This window comes from Paraburkholderia sp. 35.1, from assembly GCF_050436525.1.
Classification (GTDB): domain Bacteria; phylum Pseudomonadota; class Gammaproteobacteria; order Burkholderiales; family Burkholderiaceae; genus Paraburkholderia; species Paraburkholderia tuberum.
This window is the reverse complement of the sequence record NZ_JBNDMJ010000003.1, coordinates 1,828,221-1,845,600: the sequence shown is the minus strand read 5'-3', so window position 1 is coordinate 1,845,600 and position 17,380 is coordinate 1,828,221. Positions and strand designations below refer to the sequence as shown.

Sequence of the window (17,380 nt, the reverse complement as noted above, 5' to 3'; positions counted from 1 at the left end):
CCGATGCCGCGTGCTTTACTTCACCGCGCTGACCATATAGTCGACCGCGGCCTTCACGTCCGCATCCGATGCGTTCGAGCCGCCCTTCGGCGGCATCGCGCCCTTGCCGTGCAGCGCGTAGTTATAGACGGTGTTCATCGGGTCCTTCAGGCGCGGCGCCCATGCTTCCTTGTCACCGAACTTCGGCGCGTTCAGCACGCCGGTCGCGTGACAGGCCTGGCATACCGACTGATACAGCGCTTTGCCGGCCTGCGAGGCGTCCGCGCTTTGCGCGCCACCTGCTGCCGGGGCGGGAGTCTGCGGCACGCTGGCCATTGCGGCCATCGCCGCGGCGGCCTGGGCCGCGCCCGCATTCGATGCACCTGCTGCACCGGATGCCGCTGCTGCACCGGATGCCGCTGCCGCGCCGGATGCCGCGGCCGCGCCGGATGCCGGCAGCGCCGGCTCGGGGAAGCTCGCGCCCGAATTGTTCGCCATATAGACGACCGCGCGCGCGATCTCGAAGTCACTGTAGTCGTCGGGGCTCGTGCCGCCGCGCGGCGGCATGGCGCCCTTGCCGGACAGCGCGGTGTGCCACAGCGTGTCGAAGCCCTGCGCGATGCGCGGCGCCCAGTCGGCGGTGTTGGTGAATTTCGGCGCGCCTGCGGCACCCGACGCGTGACACGCCGAGCAGACCGCCTTGTAGACTTCCTCGCCGGTCTTGTAGACGCGCGGTGCGTTGGCGTCGCGGATCTCGACTTGGGCGATCGGATGGATGCGGGAGGTGACTTCGGCTTCGGAGAGAGAGTCGGTGCCGGCGCCGGTGCGCGTCGAATTATCGACGTAGACGGCGAGCAGAACGATGATGACGATCGGCACAGCAAACCCGGCGATGACCGCGGCGATGAGCTGTGCTGGGGTTTTAATCGGGGCTCCGTGTGGTGCTTCGCTCATGCTTGTCTCGTCTCCGTGGGTGTGTGAGCGGTACAGCGCGACGGCAACTTCTTGTTCTTTATCAGCCACGGACGATTATAGACGCAAGCTTTCGGCGGCGGCGAGGGGGCCAGGACGGTGTTCAGCAGGCGTTTACCCGGATCGGCATGGACGATGGCAGAGCTCGGGGAAGACGCTCGGATGGGCGTCGGAGGCCGTCCTGTGGACGGTTCGGCCGAAACCGGGTATCCTTGCGGTCTCTCGCGTTGGCGTCGCGTCCGTTCTGGTTGGCGCGCTTTCGCGTAGATTCCCCGCAGTTTTGTGGTGAAGCGCCCGTAGCTCAATGGATAGAGTACTGCCCTCCGAAGGCAGGGGTTGCTGGTTCGATCCCAGCCGGGCGCACCAAAAAGCATATATAAAACAGCAAGTTGGCGAATAGGGCAACTTTTCTGTTGCCGTCGTACGGAAAACGTACGGAAATGCGTTCTCGCGCGTTCCTCATCAAAGTTCGACGCCACGGTGCATCTCCGCATCGAATACCGCGTTTTGCAACTGGTTTCAAAATCCACCCCTCTTGTTGCCGCCGTGCGATTTCCCACAATGGAGCCATTCGGACACGGATGAACTCCTATGGAAAACACACAATTCGGACTGCGTCTTTACCGGCTGCCTGATGTCTGCGGGCTTACAGGCCTCCGCAAAAGCTCCATCTACGTCATGATCAAAAGCGGGAGTTTTCCTGCTCCAGTGCGTATCGGTCGCCGGGCGGTTGCATGGCGTCAGGAGGATATTGGTCGCTGGATCGACTCTCGGCTGAGCACCGGGGGCGACTCGCTCTCTCTGTATGAGGTGAGCAAATGATCATCACGCCTCGCTCCATTGCCGATGCTCGGTCAACAATCATCCCGGCGGAATCGCGTGGCGCGTCGGCGAACAGGTTGCTTTCCCCCCAGCATGCAGCCGGATCGACTCGGCAACTGCCTCGTATCATTCCCCGACTCGTGCGGGACCGTGGTCTCAGTCCGCTGGTTTATGGCTACCGATGCGATCCTAATTTTCAACAATGGCGTCGGCGTTGCGCTAAGCGCTACGGGGAATTGATCGAGGGCGTTCGGCAAGAGTCATTGTGTCTGACGACCGAGCGGCCTAAGCGAGTACTAAGGGAGGCGGTGAAGACCTTTTTGCGGTCACGTTTGGTCCACTTCCATGTTCTCCACGAAACGTGGCTCGGTGGCAAAGGGCCATTCCGATTTCAGACTTTGCCCGAGCGCGAGGCGGCGCTCTACGCACGATGGAGAGATCAGCAAGAGGGGGGCGAAATGCTGCCGTGGTCGCTTGATCCTTCGGTCCCTTGCTTGGAGCCGTTCTATCGCCGAGGCAAGTCAAAAGGCGATGGCCGTTGGCGGACGTTCTACACGTTCGGAATCGTACGTTCCACGCGTCAGCGATTGGTGGATGCGGCACTGGCTGCGGCTTCGTGTCGTATGTATCGCGGACAGGCTTTGTATGGCGGAGGTATGTCGACCGTCGTGGAGACGATCACGCAAATGCTCAAAGACAACCCTCTGCTGACTCACTGCGCGAAGGTCGATATTCGGAACTGCTTTGACAACATACGACTTGACTTGGCGCAGGAGGTGTTGCCACTCACGCCCAAGGTCATTCAACACACTGTAGCAATCGACGTAAAGGAGGCAATCGACCAGAGAGAAAGAGACCACCGAAGATATGAGCATTACCTACGGAGATGTGACGAGTCTTTTGCATCCGGACCCTCGCTGGCTCTGCCACAAGGCGCAGCCTCATCACCGCTTGTCGCTTACTGGCTAATCGAAGCAGGGTTGCAGCCGTTACCGCCTGGCCGCGTGTTTTCTTACGGCGACGACCTGTTTGTGCTGGGAGAGTCGCAAGACGATGTGAGTGCACAAGTGTGCCGTTTTCAGCAGTTTTTTGAAAGGCATCCGGCGGGGCCCTTGCAAATCGACTGGGAAGAGCCGCGTGACGTACGAGACGGGATTGAATTCCTCGGGATTGAGTTCAAGCGAATTCAACTGACTACGAGCGAAGCACGCAGCTATCTCGTCAGTGCCCGGCTTCCGCGAGAAGCACGCACTCAGTTTCTCGATAGCGTCCGCTGGCGAGCGGAGCGGGGGCAGGCTTGTGGCGATAGGGCGCTGTCCGACGCGTCGCGCTACGTCAGAAGCTTCTTAGGGAGTCTGTCTACCCATGATCGAGTCGAATTGTTGGTGGCGGCGTGCTCGATAATCGAAGACCTTGGCGTCGACGCAACGCCGATATGGGACCTTGGGGCGGGCTAAAAGCTGGAGCGATGGTCTCACCGCTCACAGTCATCTATGACATCTCAAATGAGCGTTGTCGTCTTTTTTATGCGGATTTTGAAACCGGTTGCATGCTCTTAAGAACACGCACGCAAACCTAAATTCGTTTACCGATGTGCCTGAGCGGTGGCTGCCTATAGCAAACCTCACAAGACATGGCATGACATGGGCTGACAGTTGGGAGGTGCGAATGACATAGAGCCCGTCGTGCATCGTTTCCAGTTCGTCACCCTTGTCTTTGATAGGTCGCAGACGGTGTTCCGGTTGCCCCAATGGCACCGGCCCGTCACGCGCCCCTATAACGGGTTTGGCGGCGGCACGCGCATTCGAGGCTGGCGACTGATGCGCTTTTAGCTGCCAGACAATCGTGTGGCTGCGCGCGTAGCGATGTTGTCGGGGAGGTGGATACACAGATTTTGAAACCGGTTGCAAAAATTAGGTATGCGAAATATCTAACATATGTCCCATTGCCATGTCATAGTTGCATCCAGACAAACTAGGAGGGCGCATGGGAACTACCAAAACGGCTCCTACAGATTCGAAGAAGGATCGCTACTGGGGCGAGGAACGCAACGCTCGTCGTCGCCAGCGGTATCAGGACGACCCGACCTATCGGACCGAGGTTTTACAACGCGCGCGACAGACGCAGTTTGAGGCGCGTCGCGTTGCCGGATTCGAGGTGAGTGAGGGCGAGGACTGCCGGCGTAATCTCCCGATGCTTGACGCCTTCGCGAAGACGCGCGACATCGAGCAGAACGGCGTAGCGCGTGGCAGCGCGAAAACGGTCATGCTCGACGAGCTGGCGCAGGCATTAAACCGGGACCTCCAGGTGCTTTACCGGTGGATGGCTAAGGGGATGCTACCCCGCCCGGCGTTCGAAGCTCGCAACGCTCGCAACCGCTTGCAGGCTGTCTTCACGCTCGATGAAGCCCGTGCGATCGTCACGGTGTTCGGCGAGCACCAGGAGACCAGCCTGTACTTCCGCAGCACGCATGCCGACACGATCCACCGCATCAACCAAGCAGTCGCGCTGGCACGGCAGCCTGGTCTGTGAGACCACCCTGACGGCAGCCTGGTCTGTGAGACCACCCTGACGGCAGCCTGGTCTGTGAGACCACCCTGACGGCAGCCTGGTCTGTGAGACCACCCTGACGGCAGCCTGGTCTGTGAGACCACCCTGACGGCAGCCTGGTCTGTGAGACCACCCTGACGGCAGCCTGGTCTGTGGGACCATCCTGACGGCCGGCTGGTCCGTGAGACCACCCTGACGGCAGCCTGGTCTGTGAGACCACCCTGACGGCAGCCTGGTCTGTGGGACCATCCTGACGGCCGGCTGGTCCGTGAGACCACCCTGCTGTTAGCTGACACAACGGAGAAGAGCATGATCGACACTCTCAAATTTGCACGGCACATGCAAACCAAGGGCGGCATGACCCAGGAAGCGGCTGAAGCGTTGGCCGAGTGCATCAACGAGGGGACCTCGATCGACCAGCTTGCGACGAAGCAGGACTTGACGATTGCCGTGTCCGGCCTGCGCAACCAAATCTGGTCCGCTGCGGTCGCTATCGGGCTCGCCACGGGCATCCTTTTACACATCTGGAAGTGATCCCGAATGAAGAAGGAGATCCGGGGCCGTGTAGATGAAGCGCTGAACGAGCTGGGGCAGTTCCGTGCCGAGAAGCAGACGGTGTTCCGGTTGCCATAGTGGCGCCGGCCCGTCACGCGCCCATATAAAGACTTCAGTGGGGCCGCCCGCATTCAGGGCTGATGCGCTTTCACCGACAGAGCGGCTGGCTTCGCTATGACGATGTGTGTTCGGTCATGGATACATTTACTGTAAGGCTGTCAGGGTTGGTATGCAATCCTCCTTTGGGGAAGGACGTGGACGTCAAAATGGCCCGCAGGTTCCGCGACATGGGAGTGGGCTGTGTTGGCGTCACCTGCCGAAGTGAATGAACTGCGATAAGGATGTTCAATGGACACGCATGCGTTTGTACTCGCGTTGGAAAGCGAAGGCATGGATGGCGAGCAGGCAGCCGTCATTGCCACTGAGATGTACAGAATCTATGCACACTCGGTGCTGGGCGGAGCTTATAAACCCGTGGACTATGGCGACTATGAGACGCTTCGCGTCAAGGCGAACTTGAGGCGAGCCAAGATAGAGGCGATGAATAACGTGCTTCGCGCGATGAACGCCAATGACGCCGACCAAGAAAAGCACTGGCAAGGTGAAGTGGAGCGGATCGACGCGGAGAGAAGGCAGCGAGGGTTCGTCAAGTAATCGACTCAAGAGGCGATTCCCGTCATCCAATGCACCTGTAGAAGTCTGGACTTGATCGGGCGTACGGTGTCTGGTCGTCAGGCCCAGTTCGGCCACAAACTGCCGGTCACATGCGCCGCCGGAAGGCCGCTCAGGCGTCGGCTCTGCTTCGCAACCGGCCATCTGATTGTCGCAAGGCGAGCGCTCGTTCAGCGGCCAGAAGGGACATCAATCTGGCCGGCCAAAGACGCCCTGTTCCACCGAGCGGAGGCATCTCCCCTGTTAATCCCTGTCAGCTTGCCGGATTTCGTGCCATGACGACCCATGCCGCGCCGTTGATCATCACCGACCCCTCGCCGGGGAGGCTCGCGAAGGCGGCACGAACTGCGGCGGAGGCACGGGCGCGGATGTCGTCGGGCTGACCAGCGAGCGCACGCGACAGCGGGCCGACCTCAAGCGTCATCCTCACTGCGTCGTCGATCGCCGCGTCCCGCGTTTCGCCCTCGCCGAATGGGACGGCCGCGTCGAAGGGCGAGATAACGATTTCGGTGAAACCGGCCGCCGTCAGGATGCGCGCCACGTGCTTCCGGTCGCCGAACGAAAACGGGCCGGGCGCTTCGGGATCGGGGAGCGCGCTCGGCGGGACGATGTCCTTGAGCGCGCCCACCGGCAGTCGCATCCAATCGTTCTCGGCCGCACCGCGCCAGCAGACGAAAGCGACCCGGCCGCCCGGCCGGAGCGCGCGTCGCATATGGGCGAACGCCGCTGTCGGATCGGGGAAAAACATCACGCCGAAACGCGAGAACAGAATGTCGAACGCGCCTTCGGGCAGCTCTGCGCTGCTGGCGTCGGCCACCTGAAACAGGGCCGGCGTATCGTGGCGCGCAAGCGCGCGCGCTCGATCGATCAGCGGTTCGGATATGTCCACGCCCAGCACTTGGCCCCCCGCGCCGACGCGAGCGGCCAGAGCCAGACTTGACGCACCCGCGCCGCAGCCGATGTCCAGCACGCGCTCACCCGTCGCGGGCGCGGCGGCTTCGATCGCGGCCTGGCCGAACACCGCCACCAGAGCGTCGAGCCGGGCCTGGTTGGCGACCCAGCGCTCCCCGCTTTGACCATTCCAGTCACCCACCTGATCAGCACTTTGCTTTGCCATGTCATCTCCTTGACTCGACGATCCGCCTTTCGCCGCGTCGATTTACGCCAACCTTTTCGAAGGCGACGACGCAACAAGAGCAGGGATCTGTGCTCTCAAACCACCATCGACTGCTGGGCGAAGATACCCGCCATCGCGCCCTGCGATGAAGCCTGGGTGACCGAGGGCAAGAAGGGCGTGGCGAGGTCGCCAGCGGCGTAGATGCCGGGCATGCTGGTTTGGCGGCGCTCGTCGACTTTGAGGACGATGCCGGTGGGCGTATCGACCGTGGCGAGGCCCAGTGATTCATGCAGGCGTGCGGACGGCTTGTTGCGCGGATGGGCGAACAGGACGTCGACCGCGACATTGCGGCGGGTATCGAGATTGACGGTGTTGATATGGCCCTTGTGATGGGCGATCTCGACGATCCGGCCATCGACGACAGGTATGTTGCGACGCGCCAGATCGACTTGGATATCGGGCGCAATGTCATGACCATCGGCGAAGACAGTCAGCTTGTCCGTCCAATCGCGGAACAGCCTGGCAGACTGGTGCGACTGCGGGCTGGACCAGACGAGGCCCCAATGCTGGCCGGCGACTTCAAAGCCGTCGCAATAGGGGCAGGGCACGATGGACGTGCCCCAGCTTTCGGCAAAGCCCGGAACATCAGGCATCTGGTCGGCGACGCCATAGCTCAGGATCAGGCGGTGCGCCCTCAGGCTTTCGTTATCGTCAGTGACGACGCAGAAATCGTCGATGGCGCCAGACACGCTCTCGGCCCGGGCATTGACCAGCCTGATCGTTGGATAGCGCGTCAACTGCTGCCGCGCCTCGACCAGGATGTCCAGCGGTGGCTTGTGATCGTGGCCGAGCAAGCCATGCGAGTGGCCTGCAAAGCGGTTGCGCGGCCGGCCGGTATCGAGAACCGTGACCTTGCGGCGGGCACGACCGAGCTGCAGGGCGGCGGCGAGGCCGGCGAAGCTGCCGCCGATGATGATGACGTCATCCATGGTGATGGGCTCCGTGTTGTGATTGGAGGGGTGGGCTGGGCGTGGTGTGCAATATCGTCCAGCGATACGCGCTTGAGACGGTCAGCGAGTAGGGCTTCGGCATTGGCGAGAAAGTTGCTGATGGCTGTATTGATCGGCCCCACAATCCCGCATTCGATATCGCCAGGCGCCCCGGGGAAACCTGATTTGGGCAACTGGTTGAAACCTGTCCTTGGCTTGCACATTTAAGATACTGCGTGGTATCGTAGTGCAAGAATTTGAATACTGTCAAGTACTGGAATTGTTGTGACCGAAAACAGCCAGAGCCGGCGCGGCCGGCCCGCCAACGAGGCGCTTCGCCAAACGATCGTCGACGCCGCCTGCGAGCTCTTTGTGGAATTGGGTTTTCAAGCGACGACCATGGACAAGGTCGCGCAGCGGGCGAAGATATCCAAGCTCAGCATCTATCGGCACTTCGAGAACAAGGAGGCGCTGTTCAGCGCGGCCATGGTGGCCCACTGCCATCAATTTGCACCCCAGGCCCTTTCTGAAAGCGTCGACGGTTCAGCCGAAGATCAGCTCATGGCGGTGGGATCATCCCTGCTTCGCACGCTGTTGAGCCCGGACGTCCGCAGTGTCGAAGCCATGGTTTTGGCCGACAAGACGAATCAAAAGTCGTTAAGCAAGCTCCATTACGAAGCCGGGCCCGCCCATGTCATCGCCCAAATCGAGGCCGTGTTGCGTCAGTTGCACGCGAAAGCGATTCTGAACGTACCCGATGCTCTCCGATCCGCCCGCTTGTTTGCCGCGCTTTTCAAAGGATCCGATCTTCTGCTTGTCGCACGCTTCGATGAGGCGAGAGCAGAGGATGACAACGAAATCGAATCCTATTGCCGGTCGGCCGTCGCCATGTTCATCGCCGCGCACGGTGGCATCTAAAGTTGCGCTATCGCGGCTTGATGAAGAACCCGCAGAGTTGCACACGCTGTTCGCTCTAAGCAATCTGTGGATGACGCGCGAACGACTGATGCGCGAGGCCGCTGCATGAGCGCAAAAGCCGCCCGCGCGGGCAGGCAATCGGCGCCTTCCTTATGCCGAACGTAGCGCTGCATTCGAGCCAGGTGCCGCACCGCTTCCACCGCATCGGCCCTATGTGGATGGCTCAGTGCGGCAAAACGAGTTCTGAACACCATCCCTAACCTTGCGGGCGCTTCCTTTCGATCTGGTGAACGACAAGCTGATTGCTTATAGAGAAATCAAACTTAAGTTCGAGAGCAATTCGAGGGTCGAGCAAGACGTCATCCTTGCACGGCGTAAGCCGCCTCACCAACTCACGGGTCTAAGCGTCCGCAGAGGCCGATGACTTGCCCCCCAGGCGACGGCACGGAATGATCGTTCCACTCCGATACCTACCCTTAGAACAGAGACTGCTCGACCGGCTGCAACGGGTCGTTTGCTGCCCGATTTAGCTACATAGCTTGTCCAAAACCGGTCGTTTTCGGACTGCCTCCGGCGACCTGTCCAAAAATCTGCTTGACACAGTTTTGTACCCTGTCATTGTTTCGTACAGCCTTTTCGAACTGGAGAACAACAATGGGCCGAGTTTTCGCGTATTGCCGTGTGTCAACCGCCGAGCAGACCACCGACAATCAAGTCCATGAGATACGGGCGGCGGGTTTCAACATCGAGCCGCGCCGCGTGGTCGCCGAGTGCGTCTCTGGGTCCGTTGCGGCGAGCCAGCGCAAAGGCTTCGCCAAGCTGCGCGACCGGCTGGAGGCCGGCGACGTGCTGGTGGTGACGAAGCTCGACCGGCTTGGGCGCAACGCGATGGATGTGCGCTCAACTGTCGAGGACCTGGAGCGGGCGGGCATCCGCGTGCATTGTCTCGCGCTCGGTGGGGCCGACCTGACAAGCGCGGCAGGGAAGATGACGATGTCCGTTCTGTCCGCCGTTGCGGAGTTCGAGCGCGACTTGCTTCTGGAACGCACGGCTGCCGGCATCGCTCGCGCACGCGACGGAGGCAAGTTGCTCGGCCGGCCCCGGGCGCTCGGAGAGAAGCAAGAGGCCCAGGCGCGAGAAAGGCTCGCACAGGGGCACTCCATAGCATCAATCGCCCGCGACTTGCATACGAGCCGCCAGACTGTCATGCGCCTACGCTCCCGCTACGAACAGGCGGCATCCTAGCGGGGGCGCGTTGTCCGATCTTTTTTTGCAACGGGTTGCATTGCCCAGGAGATTGAGCGTGCCGCACTCTTCACAACTGCTGGACGAAGTTGAATCGCTGCAAAACATCCTCGTGTCGCACGCCACCAACGGCCCTGCTTACGAGGGCGACTATGGCAGCCTGCGGGCTTCACTGCTTGCGCGCCCAGAATATGCGGCTCTGGCCCCGAAGTTCGTTAGAACCTGCCGAGACCTGAGCCAGTTCTGGCAGTTCATAAAGCAGAAGTTCCCAACCTATGCGGAGCGCCGAGCCTACTTGTGGAACGAGTTCAGGCCGCTCTTGGAGCGAATTGAGCAGGGTGCATCTAGCCCGGCTGATCACGTAGTAACTGCCGCGATTGAGAAGTTTGATGCTGAGTACCTCCAGACGGCTTGGCGCAAAGCGCTAGAACGGCGACAGGCTGACCCAGAAGGAGCCATAACGATGGCCCGGACCCTCCTTGAGACCACGTGCAAGCACATACTTGATGAACTTGAGATTGTCTACGGAGACTCGCCCGAGTTGCCTGAGCTATACCGTCTTACTTCCAAGGCGTTGAACCTTGCTCCAAGCCAGCATACCGAGGGCGTGTTCAAGCAAATCCTTGGTGGGTGCCAGTCGGTCGTGGAGGGGTTGGGCGCACTGAGAAACAGGCTAAGTGACGCCCACGGTACGGGAAAGCGCGCGGCCAGACCAGCGTCAAGGCACGCGGAGCTTGCGGTAAATCTCTCTGGGGCGCTGGCGCTCTATTTGCTGGCAACCTTCGACGCGCGGAGTGCGGAGACGGAATAGGCGTCACAAGGTTTAGCGGCATGTCGGACGGCGCCACGCCTTGGACATGCCGCGCTATATGGGCGCTGGCGCTACGGGCCGTAGTTATGACCGAGATTCAGCCTGCTACAATCGGCGGCCAAATAGAAAGCAGCCGTGTGGCTGCCGCAGCCTAAGACGATGACTCTAACCCACGCTTTTGTCGACGTTCGAAGACACCTTGAGGTCTGGTGTGGCTACCCTTCGCTGGCCGAGGCGATGCAGACCTTCGATGACCTGAGGGTTTACGTGGCGGGGGGCGTCGTCCGTAATGTACTAATGGGGGTTCCAGCAGCCCCCAAGGACTTCGACTTCTTCCTGCAGGGCACATCCGTTGCGTCGGCGATCGACTACCTCGGGTGTACCGGCCGCCTGGATGCCACCCCCTACGGCTCACCGCGCTGGTACCCCACGGACCGTGAGGTGAGGTACGCCGATCTGATCCCTGTCGCGGATTTTGCCCCGGGCCTTTGGCCTTGTGAAGACATCGTGGACGTCCTGGACCAGTTTGACTTCACGGCCAATGCGGTCGCCTTCGATCTGCGTACGGGCGAAGCCTTCGACCCACAGAATGGGGCTCGCGACGCGGCGCGACGAGTGATGAAGATGGTCCGCTTTGACTACCCACACGGGCCCTACGTTCCGACCGCAACTCTAGATCGCAACGTCGTGCTCTGGTTCCGGATTGTTCATTATGCGAGCACGCTCGACTTGACATTCGATCCGTTGACGCGGGACTGGCTGCGCGCACATCGCAACTACGAAGCGCAGCTTGACGATTTTGCGCGCCTGTTCTTCCGGCCCGATCTGCGCGCCCTGGAGACGGTGCATGGCTAACACCCCGGACCACACGTCGGTCTCTACGCTCACCGAGGCCGCGGCGCGCGTTGTCGGCGGTCTGTTGCGCACACGCGTGCTCGTCGTCGAACTGCTGCATCAGGGCATGATGACTTTCAAGTGCCGCGTGCGCACCGAACGCGACGACGATGTGATCGTGCGGTTTTACCCGGCGTCCCGGTCGGCGCTCGTGCACCAAGAGCCCGACCTGCTGCTGCGCTGTTGCCGTGCCGGTTTGCCTGTGCCGCAGCCGATTGGCGATTCGCGAGCTGGACCGTCTGCGCCGCTCAACTACGTGGCATATCGTCGCATCGAGGGCGAGACTCTGTCCGACCGGCTGCCCGGTTTCGACGACGCGCGTCGTCGCGTCCTGGCTGAAGATCTTGCCGGGCATCTCTACCGGCTGCAGGATCTTACGTTCGTAGGTTCGGGCGAGCTCGTATCGAGCGTGGCGGCGCGCGACGCTTCATGGGACTCCTTCGTCCACGACGCGATGCGTTCCGGTTTGGTGTCGATTAAGCACCATAGCCTGCTTGAGCCGACGCTCGCGGGCGAAATCGAGCGCGTTGTTCGCGCCGGGCCGCCGGCACCAGCGCGCGCGACGCGGCGACTCGTTTGGGGCGACGTCAACTTTGGCAACATACTTGTCAAGGAAGACGGTCGTGTCGCCGGATTGATTGACTTCGAGGGCTGTCTGAGCGGAGACCCGCTGGCGACGCTGGGCTACGCCGCTGCTGTACACGGTCCCGATCCGTTTTTTCCGCAGTTTCGACAGGCTTGGCCGCAGGCCCTGTCCGACGAGGAGGACGATCTCATTGCCTGGTACGCTGTCCTGCGGGCCCTTAGGCTCGCCCGCTATGCGCACCTGCCACTGCCGACGGGGCGTCCGCGCGACGCGTTGGTCGACATAGTGCCGGGCATCATCCCGGCCCTGCGGCGATTGGCCACGATCTGCTGACACAACAAAGAAGACGAGAATGACATGAGTGACATGAACCTGCCTCCGGCTCCGACCCCAGCTCCAGCAGAGGCATCCGGAGACAACCAAAATGACCCGCTACACCCAGCTACCCAATGGCAGAAGACTATTCTCATCTTGTGCCATCTGGTGGTGGCGTTCGGCACGATTAGCTGGGCGTACGTCACCATTCGGAAGTTCAACGAGGCGACTTTCGTCGAGAGCTCGGTGTCATGGGAACTACCGGCCGGCGTGCACCTCAAGGACGGCCCTGCCGCTTTCCACTATGATCCAGAACATCACTCGCTGACTTACCGTGGGTCGCTGGACGCCGAACTGCAACTGCGACTGCGGGATCTGCTTGAGTTTGATACGGGACCCAAAGAAGAGGTGGGTTCGACCACCTCTGCGTCGACGACCAATGCGACCATTCGCTCCTACCAGGCAGCGATCGACAAGCTCGCCTACCAGACCGGCGCCACGCAGGTCGGCCAGATCCAGTTGTTGCTGCTGCTTGGGTTTATGGGGGGGACGCTCGGCGCCATTCTGCGATCGCTTGTCGACTTCGTTGGGCACGCTTGTTACACCGGTAAGCTCGACCTGACCCATTGGTGGCCGCTCTACGCCACGCGTCCGCTCGTCGGTGCGATCCTCGGGTTCGTGCTCGTCATTCTACTCAAGGCACGGTTGCTGACCTCCACTGACATCCAGCAGGGCACTGAATCGTTCTGGTGGCTGGGCGTGGCAGTGCTCGGTGGCTTCAGCACTGTCGACGTCACGCAGCGATTGCGCTTGGCCGCGAAGGCGCTTTTCGGTACAACGCATGAAAACCCGAACGGATGAGGCGCAAATGCCCGATGACGCGCGCCGAGCAGACCACCGAGAGCCAGTTTCACGAGATACGCGCGGCGGGATTTAACATCGAGCCGCGCCCCGTGGTTGTGGAGTGCGTGTCAGGGTCCGTTGCAGCCGGTCAACGCAAAGGCCTCTCCAAGCTCTGCGACCGGCTAGAGGCTGGCGACGTGCTGGTAGTTACGGGGGTTGATCGACTCGGGCGCAATGCGATGGATGTGTGCACGACTGTCGAGGACTTGGAGCAAGCGGGCATTCGCGCACATTGTCTGGCACTCGGCGGTGCGGACCTAGCTAGCGCCGCCGGCAAGATGGCAATGTCTGTGTCGTCCGCTGTGACGGAATTCGAACGCGATCTGGTGGGGGCACGCACGGGCGCCTGCCTTGCTCGTGCGAGGGACGCCCGCAAGGTGCTGGGGCGGCTCGGAGCACTCAGCGACAAACAGAAGCTGACGCGCGCGAACGGTTAGTGCAAGGGCAGTCCATCGCTTCGATCGGACGCGCACTGAACGCCAGCCGTCAGACGTTATGCGAGTCCGCATTCATGCAGACCCGCTCGCGCCCCGCAGAACTATGCTTCGTCCACTTTGCAACCGGTTGCAAGGCACGGCCAGTGCAGCCGTCTATTGCAGTGCAATTGACGGCTTGAACGTGGGTGAACGAGCAGTGCGTTTCTGGCCGGGCCATGAAGCGTCATTCGTTTGTCGCGTCGCTCGGACGTTCGGACGGCGGCTCCCCGCAAACAAACGGCCATTCGATTGCCGAAGACGAACAATCAGTGGATGTTGTCTTCCCAGGCCGTGCGACGATAACCGGCCGCGTACGAGGCGATGAGTTTGCGTAACGGATTTTTGCAGGCGCGGTTGAATGTGGTCTTTGCTCAATCGGACATGCCTGCCTCAAGCAACCCTCGGGCCCATGGTTCGACGTTTATGAATTTCATAAGCACGAGCCTAGGCCTACTGCAGGTGGTCTTGTCCTTGCAAGCGGCCAAGTCCAATTGCAACTGCTGGAAGTCGGCTTTAGGCATGTCCTTTCTCAGGATGTCAAGGATGGCCGACAGCACAGGACTTGAATTGCCTGCGAACTCGCTCATCGCGGCACGTTGCGTCGCTTGGCTGGTGATCTCGGAGGAATACCCGCGAGCGTCCATCTCCGCCTGCAGCAGGTCCAGCTTACGCACGCTGGCAATGGCGTCATTGAGTTTTTTCGCGTCGGGGAGCTTGTCCTGAGGGACGGAAGCCATCGCCGCGGCGGTCAGGACGCGTATTTCCTGGAGTTCGATTTCCACGGCGCCGTGCGAATCGAAGGTTACGGTGCCGTCACGAAGCACCACGGTGCGCACGTCATTGAGGGTGTTGACCTTGAGGCCGCCGTTGATCCACTTGGCGCCCGCGCCGGCGCCCCACCGCAGGATGGCGGCCGTTTGCAGAAAATCGTTGAGCGTGCCTAATTCGGGCAAGGTGTCGGGCGCGCCGCTGATGATGATCGAACGCTCGGGCAATGGGTGACTCACCCCAGGCGGGTCCGCAGGTCGAACGAATTCGAACAACACCTCACGGCTTTCGCCGGATTGCGCACGGACCTCTATCACGTCACCCTTCGCCGAGATCAACGAGGGCCGCTCCGCGAAGCGGTACCAGTCGCCGAATTGGCCTGCCTCCACCGCACGTCGCCACTCTACGACGTTCAGGACCCTAGCGTTCGTCGGCGGCGGAGGGCCGTTGGTGGCGCCAAGCCGATGATCCAACTGTTCCGAAAACAGGAATTCGGCGCCGTCGGTGACGATTAGATCCCGCCCGATGGCTAGGTCGGAGATCGCGGGACTCACAAGGAACTCCGACAACTCGACCGGCCGCTGTCGGCGCACAAGCAGCGAGATGAGCACCTCGCCTTTCGAACCGCTTGCGGAGAGGGGCTGCACCTTCCGCCGCGGATCGCCGAAGCCGATCCGGTAGGCGGCGAGAAGTACATCTGGCCGGACGGGCGGCCCGAACAGCACCCGGCCGTCATTCATCGCGACCACTGGCACGACGCGGTCGGAGCGCTCGATCCTGCGGAACGAAATCGCAAGCGGCTTTCCGGAAAGGGACGAGGCAACTGCACTGCCCATAACGATGCCGCCGCCACCGCGACCGCCACCCATGGCGCGCATTCCGGAGAAGCCGGGCATTGCGTGGACCGGCTCGATGCTCTCCGAATGCAATTGCCGCGCGGTAAGTTCGAAACTGGGCGTACGCGACATTGGTTCCGCCGGGGGATGTGGGCTCCCGCCGCCACCGCCACCGCCACCGCCACCGCCACCGCCGCCGCCACCGCCCGACAGATCGGGAGACGGTTGATCTGGGTGGTTGCGCAAGTTGTCCACCATTCTTCCGGCGAGGGCAATGATCTCGTCGTGTTCTCGAACCGTATCGGCTGACACGGAATTCTGCGACGCTTCGCGCGCAGCGACCAGAGGTTCGCGTTTCTGCCCTCTGCCATCATTCGACGCGACATGATCGCTGCCGAACCGGGTCACGGCGTCTTCGAAGCGAATGGCCTTGCCGCCATGCACGAGCAGCGCGGCGAGAACGTCGCGCAAGTGCTGTTCTTGGGGCGGTGGAATCGGTGCGCGCTCTATGCCAAGGAACAGCGCGTGCGACGCATCCGAGGAGGACTGTTCAATGTCCATGGCGTCGGTCTCCGGCAACCGCAGCACGTCGACCATTAGGCCGCGCATACCGCCTGGATAGACACCCGAGTATTTGGCGAGCGGTTTTAATAACTCCCGGGCGGGCGTGGGCAGGCGCGCCGCGACGTCAGACGTTGACTCGACTGTGCGATCAAAAGCGAATCTGTGCGCGGTCGGCGACGGCACAGGTGCGTTGGGCGGAAATTGGCTGAAAAACGTTTGTAATTGTGGTTCAAACCGAATAGCGTTCGTGTGATGCGCAGCGATGCCTTGGGCCACGGTCTGCAGCAGTTCCAATGCCGCGCCAGGCCGCTTCCGTTCGGCCTGCAAGGCCGCCCAGGCAAGCGCGTGGGCAGGAGGCGAGTGCTCGACGATCTGATCTGTCCTTGCGTCGTCGAGAAAACCGGTTAGTCGCAATTCTTCTCGAAGCGCCGAAGAAGATAACGCCAGCGACTGCGCCTGCTGCATCACCTCGTCGCGCAGATTCTGCGTGATCTGCGCGAACGCCGGTATAAGAGCGCTGACGCACGCCAGCGCAAAGAGCACCGTGGTAAGAAAGCGTTTCATGCGGCCTCTCCCTTCAGCAAGGCCCGCAACATGGCGTCGACTTCGTGGCGCGCAGCGATAATGGCGGGCAGCGGCATCTCAGCGATCATTGCGGCGAGCATCCGGGGGCCCTTAAGTCTGGAAGCGGTCAGAGCCGTCCGAAGAACGTCTTCCGGCGGGTTAATGATGGGCGCGAGTTCACTGCTCGTTACGCTCACCAAATACCAACGGCCTTGGAATTCGGGGTATAGCGCATTTACCAGTGCGGAAGCAGCCGCAACTCGGTCGTGAATGTCAGCGCTATCGGTGGCGGCTAGATATTGCCGTCTGAACTTTTCCTTTACGAAAGCCGCCTCGACGCCAGCTCCTGCTGGGACACACGCCACCAGCCGACCCAGTGCAATCTCATTGGCAGCGAGCAGATAGTCGGCCAAGTTCTCGTGAGCGAGTATTTCGGCCGCAGATGGTGCGCTTACGCTCACCGAGGCCGTATTTGGAGTTACTGAGGGAACTTCCTCGTGCAGCACTTGTTGGCGCTGGAGGATAAATTCCATCAGCACCTTGTGCTGCAAAGCCTGGCTGTTTTCCGGCTTGGCGATCGTAAAATGGTTCGAACCAGGAATCTTCAGCGGATCTCTAAAATAACGCCGCGCACTTAAAGGCGACACTATGGGCCCAAGAGAGAGCAATCCGCTTTTGAAGATCGATATGTCTTCGTAAAGTTCGCGCCCTGCAATATTGTGCTCGTCGAGGAGATTGAGGAAGTCATCGTCCAGAGTCGCCAGCCACTGGTTGTCTTCGCCCAAGCGCATGACGTCGGCCTGGGCGTGATTAAAAAAAAGCGAGCGATCGGTGTCAACCAATT

At 61.1% G+C, this 17,380-nt stretch carries 16 protein-coding genes, 1 tRNA gene and 2 pseudogenes; 14 read left to right on the top strand and 5 right to left on the bottom strand.

All coding sequences use genetic code 11. The features are described 5' to 3' along the window. Positions 1 to 15 precede the first annotated feature (15 nt). Positions 16 to 933, bottom strand: coding sequence for a c-type cytochrome (locus OKW27_RS28715; protein ID WP_429335493.1), 918 nt, complete (start codon positions 931 to 933; stop codon positions 16 to 18). A gap of 308 nt (positions 934 to 1,241) precedes the next feature. Between OKW27_RS28715 and OKW27_RS28710 the strand changes: the two genes are divergently transcribed. The 6 genes from OKW27_RS28710 (at position 1,242) to OKW27_RS28685 (ending at position 5,532) form a co-directional block, all read left to right on the top strand. Next, positions 1,242 to 1,317: transfer RNA gene (locus tag OKW27_RS28710), tRNA-Arg, on the top strand. Positions 1,318 to 1,542: 225 nt separating this feature from the next. Then, positions 1,543 to 1,773, top strand: coding sequence for a helix-turn-helix transcriptional regulator (locus OKW27_RS28705; protein ID WP_429335492.1), 231 nt, complete (start codon positions 1,543 to 1,545; stop codon positions 1,771 to 1,773). A gap of 656 nt (positions 1,774 to 2,429) precedes the next feature. Beyond that, the gene (locus OKW27_RS28700) at positions 2,430 to 3,230 is read left to right on the top strand and encodes a reverse transcriptase domain-containing protein (RefSeq protein ID WP_429335491.1); all 801 of its coding nucleotides are present in this window, start codon (positions 2,430 to 2,432) and stop codon (positions 3,228 to 3,230) included. Positions 3,231 to 3,759: 529 nt separating this feature from the next. Then, a complete protein-coding gene (locus OKW27_RS28695; protein WP_429335490.1) occupies positions 3,760 to 4,305 on the top strand; it encodes a hypothetical protein in 546 nt (181 codons plus the stop codon). Positions 4,306 to 4,632: 327 nt separating this feature from the next. Further along, positions 4,633 to 4,857 (top strand): hypothetical protein, encoded by a 225-nt coding sequence (locus tag OKW27_RS28690; protein WP_429335489.1) that lies wholly within the window; start codon positions 4,633 to 4,635, stop codon positions 4,855 to 4,857. A 369-nt stretch (positions 4,858 to 5,226) separates the two neighbouring features. Next, a complete protein-coding gene (locus tag OKW27_RS28685; RefSeq protein ID WP_184061027.1) occupies positions 5,227 to 5,532 on the top strand; it encodes a hypothetical protein in 306 nt (101 codons plus the stop codon). Positions 5,533 to 5,803: 271 nt separating this feature from the next. Here OKW27_RS28685 and OKW27_RS28680 read toward each other — a convergent pair whose 3' ends face one another. Together OKW27_RS28680 and OKW27_RS28675 are read right to left on the bottom strand one after the other, a co-directional pair. Next, entirely contained in the window at positions 5,804 to 6,667 is an 864-nt protein-coding gene (locus OKW27_RS28680; protein WP_184062109.1) for a class I SAM-dependent methyltransferase, read from the bottom strand. 95 nt (positions 6,668 to 6,762) lie between these two features. Next, positions 6,763 to 7,656: an NAD(P)/FAD-dependent oxidoreductase gene (locus OKW27_RS28675; protein WP_018421952.1), complete on the bottom strand. Its 894-nt coding sequence runs from the start codon at positions 7,654 to 7,656 to the stop codon at positions 6,763 to 6,765. 285 nt (positions 7,657 to 7,941) lie between these two features. On the opposite strand from OKW27_RS28675, the gene OKW27_RS28670 reads away from it, so the two are divergent. The 8 genes and pseudogenes from OKW27_RS28670 to OKW27_RS28635 form a co-directional block, all read left to right on the top strand. Then, positions 7,942 to 8,574 (top strand): TetR/AcrR family transcriptional regulator, encoded by a 633-nt coding sequence (locus tag OKW27_RS28670; RefSeq protein WP_018421953.1) that lies wholly within the window; start codon positions 7,942 to 7,944, stop codon positions 8,572 to 8,574. Then, a pseudogene (locus OKW27_RS28665) lies at positions 8,562 to 8,683 on the top strand (IS5/IS1182 family transposase); the annotation flags it as partial. The gene OKW27_RS28670 and the pseudogene OKW27_RS28665, both read left to right, overlap by 13 nt. A 545-nt stretch (positions 8,684 to 9,228) precedes the next feature. After that, a complete protein-coding gene (locus OKW27_RS28660) occupies positions 9,229 to 9,819 on the top strand; it encodes a recombinase family protein (protein WP_429335488.1) in 591 nt (196 codons plus the stop codon). A 58-nt stretch (positions 9,820 to 9,877) separates the two neighbouring features. Beyond that, a complete protein-coding gene (locus OKW27_RS28655) occupies positions 9,878 to 10,630 on the top strand; it encodes an abortive infection family protein (RefSeq protein WP_429335487.1) in 753 nt (250 codons plus the stop codon). A 159-nt stretch (positions 10,631 to 10,789) separates the two neighbouring features. Continuing rightward, on the top strand, positions 10,790 to 11,485 hold the full coding sequence (locus tag OKW27_RS28650) for a hypothetical protein (RefSeq protein ID WP_429335486.1): 696 nt from the start codon (positions 10,790 to 10,792) through the stop codon (positions 11,483 to 11,485). Then, positions 11,478 to 12,443, top strand: coding sequence for a phosphotransferase family protein (locus tag OKW27_RS28645; RefSeq protein WP_429335485.1), 966 nt, complete (start codon positions 11,478 to 11,480; stop codon positions 12,441 to 12,443). The genes OKW27_RS28650 and OKW27_RS28645 overlap by 8 nt, the downstream gene beginning before the upstream one ends. A 24-nt stretch (positions 12,444 to 12,467) precedes the next feature. Next, on the top strand, positions 12,468 to 13,286 hold the full coding sequence (locus tag OKW27_RS28640) for a hypothetical protein (RefSeq protein WP_429335484.1): 819 nt from the start codon (positions 12,468 to 12,470) through the stop codon (positions 13,284 to 13,286). After that, positions 13,283 to 13,824, top strand: a pseudogene (locus OKW27_RS28635) (recombinase family protein); the annotation flags it as partial. The gene OKW27_RS28640 and the pseudogene OKW27_RS28635, both read left to right, overlap by 4 nt. Before the next feature lie 351 nt (positions 13,825 to 14,175). Here OKW27_RS28635 and OKW27_RS28630 read toward each other — a convergent pair. Both OKW27_RS28630 and OKW27_RS28625 read right to left on the bottom strand, forming a co-directional pair. Beyond that, positions 14,176 to 16,536 carry a hypothetical protein gene (locus tag OKW27_RS28630; protein WP_429335483.1) on the bottom strand — a complete coding sequence of 787 codons (2,361 nt, stop codon included), beginning with the start codon at positions 16,534 to 16,536 and terminating at the stop codon, positions 14,176 to 14,178. Continuing rightward, positions 16,533 to 17,378 carry a hypothetical protein gene (locus OKW27_RS28625; protein WP_429336650.1) on the bottom strand — a complete coding sequence of 282 codons (846 nt, stop codon included), beginning with the start codon at positions 17,376 to 17,378 and terminating at the stop codon, positions 16,533 to 16,535. The genes OKW27_RS28630 and OKW27_RS28625 overlap by 4 nt, the downstream gene beginning before the upstream one ends. Positions 17,379 to 17,380 lie beyond the last annotated feature (2 nt).